This window comes from Paenibacillus sp. GCM10027629 (assembly GCF_042676425.1).
GTDB lineage: Bacteria > Bacillota > Bacilli > Paenibacillales > Paenibacillaceae > Paenibacillus_K > Paenibacillus_K terrigena.
Genome location: NZ_JBHTGZ010000009.1, coordinates 1,118,388 through 1,133,600 on the forward strand (window position 1 = coordinate 1,118,388; position 15,213 = coordinate 1,133,600).

The following is a 15,213-nucleotide window of genomic DNA, read 5'->3' on the forward strand; positions in this document are numbered from 1 at the left end:
CTACATCTTCCTGATACTTCCAATATCTATACGGTTAAAAATTGAATATTGTTGCGCTTAACTACCCGTTAGTTGAGAAAAGGCAGCCGATCACAAGCAAAATCCTATTTTTATTTAATAATCAAGACAGAATATCTCTTTGTAAGAGTACGTGATTCAAATCACAACCACGAATACCTGGACGTGTATACTTTTATAGAGTAAAGATATCATGGGAGGTTCTAGCATGGGGCGATATGAACAGCAAAGAAGTTTCTTGAAGTCTGACTTTCTTGAATTTAAACATGTAAAAACAGATAAGATAAAGGGTCTGCCACAACCAATGACAGTTAAACCTTATTCCTCTTCATCCGTCATCATTGACCTCCCGGAATGTAACGAGGACGTTGTAAAAAAACAAAATATTTATGACTGTATAAAGGAAAGAAGAAGTACCCGATTTTATTCTGAGGAAAGTTTACATCTTGAGGAGTTATCATATCTATTATGGGCTACTCAAGGAATAACAAGTACAACGAAGACCGGACTTACCCTTCGAACTGTGCCGTGCAGTGGCGCAACACATACCTTTGAAACCTACCTTTTCATTATGCGGGTGGAGGGAATTCGCCAAGGAATCTACAGATATTTACCGGTGGAACACAAGCTCTTATTTATGTATGAATTGGATGAAATTGACCAAAAAATTGATGCCATTACATTAGACCAGCCATTTGTCCCGAATTTCTCGAAAAAGGCTGCCGTAATGTTCGCATGGAGTACAACTCCATACCGTTCCGAATGGAAATATGATATCTCAGCACATAAAAAAATCCTGATTGATATTGGACATGTTTCTCAGAACCTTTATCTGGCAAGCGAATCGATCGATGCAGGAGCTTGTGCGATCGGTATTTATGACCAAAACCTAATCGACGAGGTATTAGGTTTAGACGGTGATGAAGAATTTATCCTTTTCCTAGGCGCTGTTGGGAAAAAACGAAAATAGTCAAATGACTCACCAATAATGTTCGTATAGCTGTATAATCTTCCTCTGGGCAAAATAACCCCCGTCTATAGTACGTGGGGGTTCAGCTTTACCTACTAATGATTATGTTCACCGCGATTCATCTTCAACTATCCTGTCTGTTAGCACAACGCGGCTGCCGACCCATGCCGGCAGCCGCGTTAGCTTCAAATTCACCTTCACTCATCCAACCTTGCCCAATTTACAAAACATAAAGAAATCAGGGCTCCTTCCCTCCCGCAGGTTGTGTTGTCCTGCAGTACTTTTGTCGATACGATTCTACGTATGGATTTCGTCGTATGCAGTATCCAAGCTACACGGGGACTTAGACCCTCCAGTGACCGGACTTACACAGGTTAGATGAGACGTTCTTCTGGGCACGCAGATGAGAAAAGGCTGCCATATGGCAGCCTCAAAGCATCCGGAGTAAACATGTCCCAATGCTAATAATGATTTATCAATTTCTTCTTTTCGAGACTCATTAAATTAGTCATTTAATTACAGGAACAATCCCGCTACTGTAGCGGACAATACACTGACCATCGTTGCCCCGTAAAGTAGTTTGAGACCGAAACGGGCCACCACATTTCCCTGCTTCTCATGCAGTCCCTTTACGGCGCCGGCAATAATGCCGATGGACGAGAAGTTGGCGAACGACACAAGGAACACCGATACGATGCCGATCGTACGTGCGGATAACGCGGTATGCTTGCCGAGATCTAGCATCGCCACGAATTCGTTGGATACCATCTTCGTCGCCATGATGCTTCCCGCCTCCACCGCTTCCCTCCATGGTACTCCCATGACGAAAGCGAATGGCGCACAGAGATAACCAAGAAAGACCTGGAAGGATATGCCGAAAATCCCGGTAAAGATGCCGTTGATCAGCGCGATCAGCGCAACGAAGCCGACCAGCATTGCCGCGACGATGACGGCTACCTTGAACCCATCCATAATGTATTCACCAAGCATTTCAAAGAACGACTGCTTCTCTTCATCCTGTACTACCAGAATATCCTCTTCTCTCGAAACTGTATACGGGTTAATGATCGAAGCGACTATAAAGCCCCCGAATAAGTTAAGCACAAGTGCGGTAACAACAAACTTCGGATTAATCATTTGCATGTATGCGCCGACAATCGACATTGAAACCGTGGACATGGCGGAAGCACAGAGCGTATATAGACGATGCTTCGGCAATAAGCCGATTTGCTTTTTGACGGAAATGAATACTTCCGATTGCCCCAGAATTGCGGATGCGACCGCGTTATAGGACTCCAGCTTGCCCATTCCGTTGATTTTGCTGAGCACCAGACCGATATATTTAATAATGAAAGGCAAGATCATCGTATACTGCAGAATCCCGATGAGAGCGGATATAAAAATGATCGGGAGCAGAACCGACAGAAAGAAGGTCATTTGACCTTGATTGACAAGACCCCCGAACACAAAGTTAACGCCTTCTCCCGCATAGGATAGCAGCTTCTCGAATATCGATGCGAAACCTCCGATGAGGAGCTCGCCGACGACGGTATGCAGTAAGGCAAATGCAAGCAGCGCCTGCAGGACGAACATGAAAAAAAGCGGCCTGTAACGGATATTCCGGCGATGGCTGCTTACCGCATACGTCAGGCCGAACACGACTAGCACTCCTAGAATAGCGATTAAATATCTCATGATGATGTGTATTCCTCCATTGTGAATGTATTGTAAGTATTCCTTTCTTAAGCACTTACAACTCACTTAAAAAGAAAAAAATAAAAAACATCGAATTTCTTCAATATGATTCGAAATCAATCTGAATAATAGGAAAAAGCAGCCAATACTGGCTGCCCTTTTCTATTATCCCGAGTCTCCTATCATCCTTCCCATTCCAATAATCCGATTTCCCTCGCCGTCTGCACCGGTTAAATCTTTTGGACTTAGACCTGCTGCTTTTCTTAAAGCCATATATTCTTCAGGTTTGGGGCAATATATACCAAGTCGGATACGTCAACGAATCCATGGTAATTAACGAGAACGATGATAAAGCGGGGTTAAGTAAGTTGAATAATAAGCTTATGGATTTCATCAATAATCATGGAGCGATATGGAAAATCCCATTCGCTTCAGCACTGTCATGGGAGATTGCCAAATGGGCAGGATCCAGTCATCCCTATTTAGCGCCTCTGACCGTCATCCTGACCATTCAGGTTACCGTCAGCAAATCCATCCAATATGCATGGCAGCGCATTGTCGGCACGATTGTGGGCGTATTACTTGCTGCAAGTATAATGCCTTATATCGGCTTAAACGGGTGGACCATCGGTCTTATGCTGTTACTTGGGTCCGTGATTGTGGTGCTGTTTAAATGGGAGCATGTCGTGATAGTCCAGGTGGCTCTCAGCGTTTTATTGGTGATGTACTTTCAAAGCAAAATGTCCAGCTATCCGCTAGACCGCATTCGCGATACCATCATCGGTGCTGCTGTTGCCATTCTGATTCACTTGCTAATATTCCCTCCTAATTCCATCAATAAGGCCGCGCAAAAGATGATTCATTTCGCGGATCATTTAACTAAGCATTTCTATATTGCTGCACAATGGGTCGAGCATGGGTGCTCCTCAAGTGAGGCTCAGTCCTTAAAACAAGCATTGCAAACCTTATTCCAAGAGCTTCATCAATCGACAACCGAATTGGATAAGGCGAATCAAAGTTTACGTCTCAACCCGCTTGCTCACAATAAACGTAACACGTTGAATAAATTGACCCAACATATGAATCAACTTCGGCTAGGCTATGCAAATCTTTCAGATATGATACGAGTTTTTATGAAATGGTCCGAAAGCGGCTCTTTTTCAACAGAGAATCAGCAAATTTGGTCTGATCATTTGAACACGTTAGGGTTGCTTGTAAAGGAATGGGAACCCATATTGAATAACGTGGGTAAAAGCACCTTTAAACCAAACGCGAATGCTCTACAATTAAAAACACCTTCTCATTTAGCGAATGATCAGTACCCCCTTGCTTTATATATGAACGCCGAACAAATCATTCAAGATTTCTATAATCCCATTTTGTCCAGTAACAACTGATAATCTTCCGGTGTATCCACATCCATGAACAAGTCCGGCATCTTGAAATCAATGCATATACCCGATGGATCCTTACGAATCAGACTTCTAGCCCCCTGATCGCCTTGTAATTGCATGAGATCCGCAAACTTTCGATGATCAAATAGTACAGGCGGTCTCGCCAAACCTTCGAAACTTGCGGCTGCGTAATGAATGTTATGTTGTAGGCCTGTTTCATAATGTCCAAGCAGTTCATTGATCAGCTCTTTCGTGATCAAAGGTTGATCTGCGAGTAAAATCATGACAGCCGTCGCTTTCATCGAATTAGCAGCCTGGATTCCGCACCGAAGGGAGGCTGCTTGCCCCAAATGAGCTTCAGGGCAGGATATAACGGACCATTTACGATGGATTGGATCTTCGAAGAATGAACGATCCATCCAATCCGGCCGAGCATCACTGGATATGATCCAAATGTAATCCAAACAAGAATTCAAAGCCGCAGCCAACGCATAATTTCCCAAGCACATCGAACCCAACGGAAGTCGGAGTTTATCTGAGCCCATTCGGGTGCTCTGACCAGCTGCTAAATAGATGCCATGGATGCGACTATGGTTCATAGGTATTCGCTACTCTCGTCCTATTTTTACGATACGTATCGATTAACTCTGCGAGAATGCTCACTGCGATTTCCACGGGTCCTTCCGCGCCAATCGCGATCCCTACGGGTGCATGCAAATTCTCCGGTATCGGACCCTCTTCGAGTAAGCGTTTCGTTCTACGCTTCGAACCCAGGACGCCTATATAACAAAGCTGCCGCTCTGAAAGTAAACGAATCAACTGTTGATCCCTTCGAAAATGATGCGTCATCACAACGGCATAATCGTATGAAGTAAAATGAATCCTGCTTACCGTATCCTCGGGAAACCCTAATAGAAGCGTATCCGCATCGGGAAAATAACGTCGATCGCAAAGCACGGGTCTCCAATCGGAGACGATCACGGAGAAACCGACAGATGCAGCAAATGCGACCAGCGGTCTAGCATCCTGTCCTGCTCCAAATATGATCAATCGCGGTTTAGGATAATAGGTATGGACAAAAACATTCGCTTGCATGGAGGGGACGGCACCCATACCGCTTTTTCGAGATTCGCCGGACGATGTTAAATCCAATAGAGCCTCTGGAAATCCTCCCTTCCATTCTCCATATACCTGGCGATCCCCGGTTACGAAGGCATAATCGGCTACCGATCCTTCTGAGCTGATATTTTTGATGATCCTGACCTCCATTTGCCGATCCAGATCATCCTTTAACAAACATAAATGATCCATTAATACGTTATCTATGGGTTCTATCGTCACATGAATAACGCCGCCACACCCTGATTCTTCTCCCCAGGACAGCAGGTCCGAGGATTGCATGTCGTACACAAATCCGCAGGATCTGCCTGATTCCAATATTTCCGGTATGCGTGCTGCTAGATCCGTCTCCAAGCAACCTGCACTTAGAAGCCCAATTTGTGAGCCGTCTTCTAGAAAAAGCATGGAAGCTCCTTCTTTAAGGTAGGCACTCCCTTCTACATGCGTAATCGTTGCAAGCACGCTTCGTTGGCTATTACATCGAATAGCATCTAGGATACGATGAATTTCTTCCAACCATGCCCTCCTCCTTCAACTCCCTTGGGATGTAGGTTTCGCAGCGTTATTCGACGTAAAAACGGACATCACGGCTTTATGAATTTCCTCGTACGATGTGCACCTGCAAATATTGGATTCTAACCATATCCCGATGGTTTCTTCATTCGCATCAGGATGTGCATTCAACAAACCATGACAATTCACAATAAATCCGGGTGTGCAATAACCGCATTGGAACGCTTGTTGTTGAACGAAGGCTTGCATGATAGGCGAATTGGTCAAACCTTCGATCGTTGTTATATGCTGTCCATTGGCTTCCACAGCGAGCATGATACACGATTTGATCGGCACCCCATTGACTAATATCGTACAAGTTCCGCAATCGCCATTGTCGCAGCCGTTTTTACTTCCAGTCAGTCCGAGACTTTCGCGAAGTACATATAATAGGGTATCCGCAGCCCGAACTTGAATCGTTCTCCATTCGCCGTTCACTTGCAAACCGATCGAATAATGCGAGATATCGTAGGATGGCATGCCTCACTTTCCTTCCAACAGGGATAAGGTCTCAATCAGCGTATGTTTCAGCACAAATTTCCGATAAGCGGCAGACCCTTCCGTATTCGTCAGTACCGGAGCAGGAAGCTTATCGATTGCCTGATCTACTTTAGCTTCTATAGATAACATGGGATCGTTCAACACTTGCTCCATCTCGATGGAGCGAAAAGGAAACGCGCAAACACCGCTGTACGCTGTTCGTATCTGATGATCTTTCTTAAGCGCTGCCAATGTGACGAGCGGATAGCCAACGTTGCCGATCTGACGTTTTTTAACATGAACGTAAGGTAGTGTTAAGTATTCGCGGTCTGTAATCATTTGGACAATAAATTCTCCACTTTCCAATCTCATTTGTTGTACGAATACGTGATGAATCGAAACCTCTCTCATCCCTTTTAGACCTGCTATGAGCATTCGACTGTTCGAGAGCAGCAGCGGGAGTACGGCCTCCCTATAGTAAATTCTGCCGCAAATGTTCCCCCCGAACGTAATTTTATTACGTGCCGTTTGGTCGGCGGCGCCTTGTGCAGTTTCACTGAGCAGTGGAAACAGATTTACTGCGGTTAACATCGATAACGGTATGCAAGATCCAATAACGAGATGATTGTTCTGGTATTGAATGATGTTGCACTCCGATATGGACTTCAAATCAATCACGGCACCCGGACGAATGGCGTTCATTCGGGCCCATGTTATGATCTCTGTCCCACCGGAAAAATACATCGGGTTTTTCCCTTGCGCATACAGTTGCCGGAATAATTCCACAGCCTCAGGAATGGAAGAAGGTTTATAGTATTCAAAGTCAAACGGAATCATGAACCGTCCTCCAAATCATTTCCGGCGTTAATGGCAGTTGATTCAGTTCCACACCGATCGCATTCGTTAAGCTATTAGCCAGTGCCGCAGGCATACCAATCAATCCATGCTCACCGAGACCGCGCAATCCATAAGGAGCTTCGAGATTTGGCGTTTCGACGAATTCAACCAGATACTCCGGCTGCCCCCCATATCGAATTAGCTTATAGGTACGAAGCTGAGGATTTAATACTTTTCCGTTAGTGTCGAACTGAAACGCTTCCCTGCTGGCGAAACTCAGCCCCATACTCATAGCACCTGTAATCTGGCCCCGAGCGAATTCTGGATTAATCACTTTGCCGGCATCAATCACCGACGCAGCTTTGACGATTCTATACGTGTACTCTCGTGTATTTATTTCAACTTCTACCGCTTGTGCGCCTACGGTCCAATCGGGACCTGGTGTTCCTTTGCCGGTTTCAGGATCCAGCTGCGTTAAATGTTGCATCGAGTAGTTCCCGCGACCGATCACCTGACCACCGATGGTGTTGCCGTTCGGATACATGTATCCATTAGCGATTTTAATAATTTCGATCCCGATATCGGGACGGTGAATAAAGTAAACCCTCCCCCCACCCACATCCAGCTCGGTTGGTGGGTAACCGAGCACAATCGAAGCAATCTCTTTCAGCTGCTTTATCGCATCATCGGCCGCCCTCAGAACGGCATTACCAACTAAGAAAGTGCTGCGGCTCGCCACGGTTTTCCAATGCTGGGGATCCGATTCGGTATTCACGTCAGTTGAAATTTGGACCATCTGCTCATCCATACAGAGCCGTTCGGCTAACATTTGCGTAAGCGCCGTCCTCGTCCCTTGACCGATCTCCACTGCACCGCAGAGCAAAGTAACGCTTCCGTCGGCATTATACATCACAATGGCTCCCGACCCAGCATTTGTTGGCGTATTCGAATTTTTCCAGAAACAGCATGCGCCTTTTGCCCTGATAAGATGGCCATGGATTTCTGCCTTTGATGGTTCGTCCCAATTGATTAATGTTTTCAGCTTCGTTATACACATGGACAGATCACCTAGATTGCTACGATTCAGCTGCGTTTGCGTCGGACTTGTATCCCCTGGTTGAATCGCATTCAGGATACGAAACGCGAGGGGATCCATTTGCACTTTTTTCGCTAAGATATCCATTGCTCGTTCAATAGCGAGCGTCATCTCCGGGTGGCCGAACCCCCGGAATGAAGTAGAATAAGGATGATTCGTATACATGCATAAAGAGTCGCAATCAACGTTATCGATGCGATAAGGACCCGTGCAATCGGTAGCTCCTGCTCGGCTCATAATGGCTCCACGATCTGAATAGGCTCCACCATCATATAGAAATAAAATGTCCGCGGCTTCAATTTTCCCTTCCCGGGTACAACCTAGCTTGACTCTTGCATCTAACCCGATATGTACTGGCGAAGAGATCATATCCAGCTCCCTGGAATTTACGATGTTTACAGCTCTTCCTCCAACAGCTCTCGAAGCCAATACAGCCAGGAATTCCATCTGGATCGCGGATTTGCCCCCGAAGCTTCCTCCGATGAGAGGCGTATGAACGATGACTTGATGAAGCGGGATATGAAGAAAGGAACTGATCGCTCTTCGGATGACATAAGGTGATTGCGAAGTGGAATGGATGATTACTTTGCCATCGGGTACAATCTCTGCTCTGCTGCTCCTTAATTCCATCGCGGCATGATCCGATTGAGGTATAGTAACATGAACTTCAATCGTATGGTCGCTGAGCTTCCAACCCTCCTCCATATTTCCTTTACGTATTTTGGTTCGGTTCGCGACGTTCGTCCCTGCTTCCGGAATGGCCTCTTCGGTCCGTTTATACATAGCAAGGTGTTCATGAATGATGGGTGCATTTTTCTGATAGGCTTCAGTTGGAGAGTTTACGACGGGCAGAGGATCATATTCCACTTGGATGCTTAGAGCTGCCATCTCTGCTATATGTTCCTGTTCCGCGACAACAAGGGCGACCGGCTCTCCATAGTACCTCACTTTATCGATGGCAATTGGCGGTCGGTCTTCTAGTGGAGAACCCGTCAAAACCGGATAATACTGTCCGGTAATGATCGCTCGTACGCCAGGCAATTTCCAGGCCTCAGACAAATCAATCGATTTGATGATAGCGTGTGCATGGGGGCTGACGGCAATTTTGGCATGTAAAAGCCCTGGGTTAGAGGCATCATTCACATATTTGGCTCTCCCTGTAACCTTTTCCCACGTTTCCTTTCTCGGAACGCTTTTACCAACCGCCTGACCGTTCATAATCCCCCTCCTTTCCATAGATATATATGGAGAATAGATTGTCCGTATTAATTAAGTTACTCTCAGAATTGTTTAGTACGATTCAACCATAACAACCCCTGTTTATCTAATCCGACATGCACCGGCTGCAGTTACTAAAACAAAAAAGCCGCGATTTCCGCGACTTCAAGCTCTAATTTGCAATGCTAACCCATCTCCCGAGAGAACTGCGCATTTACAATCCTGCCGCTGCTTTAATTTGCTGTCTTTGAGTCATGATTAACTCTTTCAATCTTTCTGTTCCGAATGCACCTTCTGTAAAGGCGTTCGCTTTCGGATAATAGACCATCCGAAAGGATGTTCCATCCTGAAGGTGCACGCGTAGGAAAATGCCGGATTCATGCTTTATTTTCTTATAGATCGCATCGAAACCGATATGAGACAACGGCAGCAACTCTTGGATAAATTCTGATGCCGCTTTCGCGCTGAAATCGCCGATTGGACTGCCATCCTCAGCGCTTTCTAGACTCACTTTCTCCACTCTTCCGTTGATATCCAATAAATCTCCCATTGTTGCTGCATTCGGATTATCATTTACTTGATAAATCTTGTTGTCGGCTATGACACGGAACCCCGACTTGTAACCCTTCATGGCGTAAATACCAGTACCGATCGGAAGGAATGCCGCATCCCCGTTCTTGTTCACATGGCCCGTACAAGCGTGTTCATTTAACATATAGGAGACTTCACCTACCTTGTCTCCGCGTTGCTCAACTGTTACTTCCCTAGTTCCATCGTCGTTGTAATAATATTTAATGTTATTAATCATCAGAAAATCAACCCACTCGATGATCTCCGCGCATGGTGCCTTTGTACAGCCGGCCGCAGTCAGCAGAATAAGAAGTACGAACAAAGCCTGACCCATTCGCTTGACCCATTTCATTGTCCATCACCTCAACCCAAAAATTGGTACGAACGAAAGCAGCTTCCCTACCGTGAATTTCGGCGTGAATCTATCATTAAGGCAGTTCTATATCATCGGGCCAATGGATTTGTATGCCCTGTTCCTGGATCATCCATTGAAATGCTTGCATGTGCTTGGAGTCTTTTCTTATATCATGGGGTTGAATTTGATTTTTGAATGCATAAGAAACGATATAACCGACGCTTTCGCCAATATTCCATTCCGTCGGATGAAGCCGATAACATCCGTTCGCAATTTGAGTCGTTCCAATATTTTTACAAGCGGGGAGCACATTTTTCACACGAATTGGAAGCAGCGCTGCTAGCGGAATTTCATAGGGATAAGACGGTATATATAGACTGCGATGGGATGCTGTTGTCATATGCAAATCCAGATAATAGTGTCCGACGCCTACACTGTCCTCATATGTGCGAATGCCTTGCTGTCCACGAATTTCCTTGCTCACATCATGCTCCGTTATCGTATATAAAGCCTTGATACGTCTCGATTCGCGAATGTATGGATGTTTGGCGAATCCATCCTCCGTTCCGAGCACATCCTTACGTAAACGAAGCCCGGGATATCCCTTTCCTCCATCTAAGCGTGGCGCCTCGGTCTGCAGCCAGTACAATAAAGATAAGCTTAATTGACGCGCCCCTTCCAAATGTTTGCTTCGTTCATGCTCGGACACACCGTAAATGGCGCCCAGATGATAGTCGTTCTGCGGCCAATTAATCAAGGAAATGTCACTTGGAAATAATTGATTCTTAAATAGGGATTTATCGATAATACGGCGATAATTGAATAAGGACTCCCACCACTGACCTAGTTTGCCTTTAAAAAGTGCGTACTCTTTGATGGTACTGTTCTTGCTGATCTCAGGAACGAGCCAACCGAGCAGAGGCAAATGCTCATAGTTCTGCGGTACATATTGACGCCAATAATCATATTGTTTGGGCTTGTCTATCGTAAAGTTGCCACCTTCCACGTAATCCACGGCAAATACGTGTGTAATCGACTGCATATCTAATGGATCCGCCACTTCCGCAGCATGTGGCTCTCCTGTCTGTTCTTTCGATTCGGCTCCCATCACATGCTCAATACCAGCCAAAGGCAGCAAATCTCCGCATTCGGTAGCATCCGCAAAAAATGTGCCTTGGAGTATAGCTTCCTCACTGCTATGATGTTGCCGAACCTTTACACATATAACGAGATCGCCATCTGTTACAGCATCGACGACGCGATATTGATATAAGATCGTAATGCGGCCGCTGCTCGTATAAGGTGCAAGCATATCCTCAATGACACGCAGTGCTACCTTAGGTTCATGGCAGAGTCGGCTAACCCATCCATTCCCTGGATTTAACACTTCGTTCTGGAATGCTTCGTCCGTCAGTGGATAATTCATTTTATAATAAGCCCTTACCCGGTTGCGGAATTCTTGATAGGTCCGTGTACAGCCAAATTTCTCAATCCAACGATGCTCATCCGGCGGAATCGCTTGACTGGTTAGCTGACCGCCAATCCAATCTGTTTCCTCCGTCATGATGACACTTAATCCTGATTTCGCTGCTGCAAGGGCTGCCATACAGCCCCCTAAACCTCCACCGAGAACAACAAAATCTGTTTTTTGCACGTTTTTATTTTTCATTGGTGAACATCCTTTCATGATTAAAAGTGTATTTTGATCACGCCCGGCTAAGAAAACCTATCTTCCAATCAACCCTCCTTCGATCGTTCTATACTTTATAAACTCATAAAAGAAGAGAAAAGTTGAGTGAATTATTAATAATTAAGGAAAAATTTAGAATAAATTATAGTTGGAACTCATGATATATAACCATCATACCAGCCCAAAAACTCTCGCCGGAAAGGAAAATAGGCGTCTATCAAGCTATCTTTTTTTTAAACAAAATCAACAAATATACTAATATAATGGCCTTTACGAATTTTGGTTAGTAGGAATATGCATATAGAGTCAGTGAATGGAGGTGATGTAAATGAGTGATGTAAATAAAAAAAAAAAAATAATGATTGTAACAGGAGAAAACGGTACGGATGGTCGTGACGCAGAACAAGATTATACTTTGGATGGGTCCGACAACCTCAATCTAGCCGAGATCAACACTAAAGCGTTAGATGTGGTTTTCGATAAATCAACCGGCACCTTAACTGTTGGTAATATTGTTATCACTAATAACGAAATTAAGACAAGCATTACTATCGATGGAAAAAGCGTAATCAATATTAATAAAATAGGAGGCGAAACTGCATGAGCGATGGAGGAACTTTCACCGGCGGTAACGGTGGGAATGGTGGGAATGCTGGACAGATCGCAAACACAGTTAGTAGCAGCGGGGCAGGTGGCGCCGGAGGAGCTGCAGCTTTTACTTTATCTGTTGGTAGTAATAATGTATTTGCTGGAGTTACTATTACAGCTACAATTACCGGTGCAAATGGCGGAAATGGCGGAAATGCGAGCAGCACAGCATCAGCTAATGGGGGCAATGGTGGAAATGGTGGTGCAATTGCCGTAGATGACTAAGAAAGGAATGATGATATATGAGCGACATTAAAGAATCTCTCAGTCCCCTGGAAGAGAAGCTTAATTCTATTAACGCTTCTGCAACGGGTGGGGCAGGTGGAGCCGGTGGAAAAGCCATAACCTACGTCGATAATTATTCCGCTTTGATGCTTATGTATATGTATCTCCTGAATAGCGGGAAACAGCTTCATGAGCAAAGAGAATCGTTGCTCCCGCTTCTAGAATCGGTAATTAACCAGGAAAAAGAATTCCGTTCACAAGTGTTAGAAGCCATGAAATCTGACACCTCTGAATAAAAAAGTGACCATTAAAACATGCTGTACGATTTGAGATGCAGTCCGTTCTCTCTTAGGGGGCGGGCTGCATTTTGAGCTGATCGCTTTCCCCTACAAAATCGAGGGAATCTAATCGTAAAACAAAAAAGCCGCAATTTATGCGGCATTCAATGTCTTGATGTTCTTGTCGTCAGACCCAGTGATCAATTGTAAGCCATACCTTGTTCATATGCTTCCATGAATTCTCTCCATCCGCATCCATAGTAAATCTTTACCCGCTTCATCTTTCCAAGACCTAAAATGCGGCTGCATCACTTCATGCCAATTTGCTGGTGTTTGCCGTGAATTCAGACATCCCTGACGTTTGTGTTCGCTAATAAAGCTTGGCAATTCATGATACGAGAAGATCAGCGTGCCGAACAATCCGATAATATAGGTTTCATTGAAGCTGGACGCCGATTCTTCCTGCTTTTGAAAGTGGTAATAGATATAACTTGCTGTCATTTCTGGTCGTAAACAAGCGATCGATCCGATTCGCTCATCAACTTGACGATGTTCTCTCCACGAGTCATACCGCTCAGGAACTCCATCATGAAAAATATCAATTACTGGCACCGCCAACCTGGACATGTTCTCAAGCTCTAATGAGCTTAGCGGATCCGCTGGCCACGACTCCAACAATCGGCTGTAATGAAGAGGCCAGCACCACTCTGTTTGTGCCGAAGAATGAGCGGTTTCCGCATAAATAAACACATATAATTGTGATACAAAGATAGATACATCTGATAGTCCCTGATCAGCCCAATCGCTTCGAAGTGACTCAATTTCTGCACTCACCGTGCGGCGGAACTCGCTTTCGGAGTCCCGCCGAAGCTGGGAGTAATACAATAAACGTCTCATTGGAAACATCCCCTCTTACCAGAACGTGTCTTTCATCCCGCGCAGCTTGCTAATGGCTTCCGCAAAAAAATAATCACCATAAATAATGGGCACGTTGACATGCGTTTTTCGGGGACTATTGGCTGTACCGAACCGAAGAATCGCTTCTTCATGAGGGTCATTCCAGGTCGAACATTTGTCGTCCAGCTTCTGAAGCAGCTTCTCAGCAGCATTTCTGTATAAGGAAGCTTCACTTGGCGGCACTAGCAAACTTAGCTCCAGCATGCCGCTTGCCGCACAAGCTGAGGCCGTGGAATCCATGGCCATTCCTTCTTCCCAGGGCGCACGGAAATCCCATGGCGGCAGCCCATCCTCTGGAAGATTCGCGAGAAAAAAATGGGTCGAACGCTTTGCCGCATCGATATAAAGGACATCACCGGTATAACGAGCGCTCAAAGCCATGCCATAAATGGCCCACGCAGTACCCCGTGACCAGGCGGAGTCCGGTGAATAGCCCTGTCCGCCAAGTGCTTCCTGGCGTTCTCCCGTCTCTGGATCAAAGCAGACAATATGGTGAGCCGACCCGTCAGCACGAAGAAATTCGCGCAGCGTGGTATCTGCGTGCAGTTTGGCGATATGGTGAAAACGCGGATCATTTGTTTCCTCACTGGCCCAGTACAATAAAGGCAAATTCATCATACAATCGATAATCGCCCAACCGACACGCTCCGGTTGATTCCAAGCCCGAATGAACTGGCCCATCGGGTTGAATCGTCCTGCCAAGTGACTCGCTGCAGTCAAAGCCCTCCGCCTGGAATCATCGCTGCCAAGGAGTTTATATTGCGCAACAGAAGACGGGCTCCACATAAAGCCTACGTCGTGATGGAGCGGGTAAAAGTCATGCAGAACCAGATCCATTTTCGTTTCCGTAAGCGCGGCAATTTCTCTTAAACGATCATTCTTGGTCTCACGATAAACCAGCCATAGAAGTCCGGGCCAGAAACCGTTGGTCCACCAATCCGCCTCCTCCCGATTATATTTGCCATGATATGAGGCGTATGGGAAGTCAGCACCGATCGACTCGCACATGTTCTCGACCTTTCTCTGAATCTTGCTCCAAGTCTGATCTAACCAAAGAAGACTAGACGACTCAGTCTGTGGCTCAATATTCATCATCTCTACCCCCTTCTGG

At 45.6% G+C, this 15,213-nt stretch carries 15 protein-coding genes; 5 read left to right on the forward strand and 10 right to left on the reverse strand.

The window, feature by feature from the left end; all coding sequences use genetic code 11:
• Positions 1 to 226: 226 nt before the first annotated feature.
• On the forward strand, positions 227 to 988 hold the full coding sequence (locus tag ACFQZR_RS14585; RefSeq protein ID WP_379347017.1) for a SagB/ThcOx family dehydrogenase: 762 nt from the start codon (positions 227 to 229) through the stop codon (positions 986 to 988).
• Between the two features lie 516 nt (positions 989 to 1,504).
• Here ACFQZR_RS14585 and ACFQZR_RS14590 read toward each other — a convergent pair.
• A complete protein-coding gene (locus tag ACFQZR_RS14590) occupies positions 1,505 to 2,683 on the reverse strand; it encodes a NupC/NupG family nucleoside CNT transporter (protein WP_379347019.1) in 1,179 nt (392 codons plus the stop codon).
• 326 nt (positions 2,684 to 3,009) lie between these two features.
• On the opposite strand from ACFQZR_RS14590, the gene ACFQZR_RS14595 reads away from it, so the two are divergent.
• Positions 3,010 to 4,080, forward strand: coding sequence for an FUSC family protein (locus ACFQZR_RS14595; RefSeq protein ID WP_379347021.1), 1,071 nt, complete (start codon positions 3,010 to 3,012; stop codon positions 4,078 to 4,080).
• Here ACFQZR_RS14595 and ACFQZR_RS14600 read toward each other — a convergent pair.
• The 7 genes from ACFQZR_RS14600 to ACFQZR_RS14630 form a co-directional block, all read right to left on the reverse strand.
• Positions 4,050 to 4,676 (reverse strand): nucleotidyltransferase family protein, encoded by a 627-nt coding sequence (locus tag ACFQZR_RS14600; protein ID WP_379347023.1) that lies wholly within the window; start codon positions 4,674 to 4,676, stop codon positions 4,050 to 4,052. The genes ACFQZR_RS14595 and ACFQZR_RS14600 overlap by 31 nt on opposite strands.
• Positions 4,666 to 5,712, reverse strand: coding sequence for an XdhC family protein (locus ACFQZR_RS14605; RefSeq protein ID WP_379347025.1), 1,047 nt, complete (start codon positions 5,710 to 5,712; stop codon positions 4,666 to 4,668). The genes ACFQZR_RS14600 and ACFQZR_RS14605 overlap by 11 nt, the downstream gene beginning before the upstream one ends.
• 15 nt (positions 5,713 to 5,727) lie before the next feature.
• Positions 5,728 to 6,228, reverse strand: a complete 501-nt coding sequence (locus tag ACFQZR_RS14610) for a (2Fe-2S)-binding protein (RefSeq protein WP_379347027.1) — start codon at positions 6,226 to 6,228, stop codon at positions 5,728 to 5,730.
• Positions 6,229 to 6,231: 3 nt separating this feature from the next.
• A complete protein-coding gene (locus tag ACFQZR_RS14615) occupies positions 6,232 to 7,065 on the reverse strand; it encodes an FAD binding domain-containing protein (protein ID WP_379347029.1) in 834 nt (277 codons plus the stop codon).
• A complete protein-coding gene (locus ACFQZR_RS14620; RefSeq protein WP_379347031.1) occupies positions 7,052 to 9,379 on the reverse strand; it encodes a xanthine dehydrogenase family protein molybdopterin-binding subunit in 2,328 nt (775 codons plus the stop codon). Before ACFQZR_RS14620 ends, ACFQZR_RS14615 begins: the two co-directional genes overlap by 14 nt.
• Positions 9,380 to 9,593: 214 nt before the next feature.
• Positions 9,594 to 10,301, reverse strand: a complete 708-nt coding sequence (locus tag ACFQZR_RS14625) for a hypothetical protein (RefSeq protein ID WP_379347033.1) — start codon at positions 10,299 to 10,301, stop codon at positions 9,594 to 9,596.
• Between the two features lie 76 nt (positions 10,302 to 10,377).
• Positions 10,378 to 11,973 (reverse strand): FAD-dependent oxidoreductase, encoded by a 1,596-nt coding sequence (locus ACFQZR_RS14630; RefSeq protein WP_379347035.1) that lies wholly within the window; start codon positions 11,971 to 11,973, stop codon positions 10,378 to 10,380.
• 349 nt (positions 11,974 to 12,322) lie between these two features.
• On the opposite strand from ACFQZR_RS14630, the gene ACFQZR_RS14635 reads away from it, so the two are divergent.
• The 3 genes from ACFQZR_RS14635 to ACFQZR_RS14645 are packed head-to-tail and all read left to right on the forward strand — an operon-like array spanning position 12,323 to position 13,163.
• Positions 12,323 to 12,598 carry a hypothetical protein gene (locus ACFQZR_RS14635; RefSeq protein WP_379347037.1) on the forward strand — a complete coding sequence of 92 codons (276 nt, stop codon included), beginning with the start codon at positions 12,323 to 12,325 and terminating at the stop codon, positions 12,596 to 12,598.
• The gene (locus tag ACFQZR_RS14640) at positions 12,595 to 12,867 is read left to right on the forward strand and encodes a hypothetical protein (RefSeq protein WP_379347039.1); all 273 of its coding nucleotides are present in this window, start codon (positions 12,595 to 12,597) and stop codon (positions 12,865 to 12,867) included. The genes ACFQZR_RS14635 and ACFQZR_RS14640 overlap by 4 nt, the downstream gene beginning before the upstream one ends.
• Positions 12,868 to 12,884: 17 nt before the next feature.
• Positions 12,885 to 13,163: a hypothetical protein gene (locus ACFQZR_RS14645; RefSeq protein ID WP_379347041.1), complete on the forward strand. Its 279-nt coding sequence runs from the start codon at positions 12,885 to 12,887 to the stop codon at positions 13,161 to 13,163.
• Positions 13,164 to 13,367: 204 nt separating this feature from the next.
• Here ACFQZR_RS14645 and ACFQZR_RS14650 read toward each other — a convergent pair whose 3' ends face one another.
• The gene (locus tag ACFQZR_RS14650) at positions 13,368 to 14,042 is read right to left on the reverse strand and encodes a hypothetical protein (RefSeq protein ID WP_379347043.1); all 675 of its coding nucleotides are present in this window, start codon (positions 14,040 to 14,042) and stop codon (positions 13,368 to 13,370) included.
• Positions 14,043 to 14,057: 15 nt separating this feature from the next.
• Positions 14,058 to 15,194 carry a glycoside hydrolase family 88 protein gene (locus ACFQZR_RS14655; RefSeq protein WP_379348851.1) on the reverse strand — a complete coding sequence of 379 codons (1,137 nt, stop codon included), beginning with the start codon at positions 15,192 to 15,194 and terminating at the stop codon, positions 14,058 to 14,060.
• Between the last annotated feature and the right edge of the window lie 19 nt (positions 15,195 to 15,213).

Coding starts and splice junctions, on each gene's coding strand:
- ACFQZR_RS14595 (WP_379347021.1), top strand. CDS start 3,010: ATGGTAATTAACGAGAACGATGATAAAGCGGGGTTAAGTAAGTTGAAT.
- ACFQZR_RS14590 (WP_379347019.1), bottom strand. CDS start 2,683: ATGAGATATTTAATCGCTATTCTAGGAGTGCTAGTCGTGTTCGGCCTG.
- ACFQZR_RS14600 (WP_379347023.1), bottom strand. CDS start 4,676: ATGAACCATAGTCGCATCCATGGCATCTATTTAGCAGCTGGTCAGAGC.
- ACFQZR_RS14620 (WP_379347031.1), bottom strand. CDS start 9,379: ATGAACGGTCAGGCGGTTGGTAAAAGCGTTCCGAGAAAGGAAACGTGG.
- ACFQZR_RS14630 (WP_379347035.1), bottom strand. CDS start 11,973: ATGAAAAATAAAAACGTGCAAAAAACAGATTTTGTTGTTCTCGGTGGA.
- ACFQZR_RS14655 (WP_379348851.1), bottom strand. CDS start 15,194: ATGAATATTGAGCCACAGACTGAGTCGTCTAGTCTTCTTTGGTTAGAT.
- ACFQZR_RS14650 (WP_379347043.1), bottom strand. CDS start 14,042: ATGAGACGTTTATTGTATTACTCCCAGCTTCGGCGGGACTCCGAAAGC.
- ACFQZR_RS14640 (WP_379347039.1), top strand. CDS start 12,595: ATGAGCGATGGAGGAACTTTCACCGGCGGTAACGGTGGGAATGGTGGG.
- ACFQZR_RS14635 (WP_379347037.1), top strand. CDS start 12,323: ATGAGTGATGTAAATAAAAAAAAAAAAATAATGATTGTAACAGGAGAA.
- ACFQZR_RS14645 (WP_379347041.1), top strand. CDS start 12,885: ATGAGCGACATTAAAGAATCTCTCAGTCCCCTGGAAGAGAAGCTTAAT.
- ACFQZR_RS14615 (WP_379347029.1), bottom strand. CDS start 7,065: ATGATTCCGTTTGACTTTGAATACTATAAACCTTCTTCCATTCCTGAG.
- ACFQZR_RS14585 (WP_379347017.1), top strand. CDS start 227: ATGGGGCGATATGAACAGCAAAGAAGTTTCTTGAAGTCTGACTTTCTT.
- ACFQZR_RS14625 (WP_379347033.1), bottom strand. CDS start 10,301: ATGAAATGGGTCAAGCGAATGGGTCAGGCTTTGTTCGTACTTCTTATT.
- ACFQZR_RS14610 (WP_379347027.1), bottom strand. CDS start 6,228: ATGCCATCCTACGATATCTCGCATTATTCGATCGGTTTGCAAGTGAAC.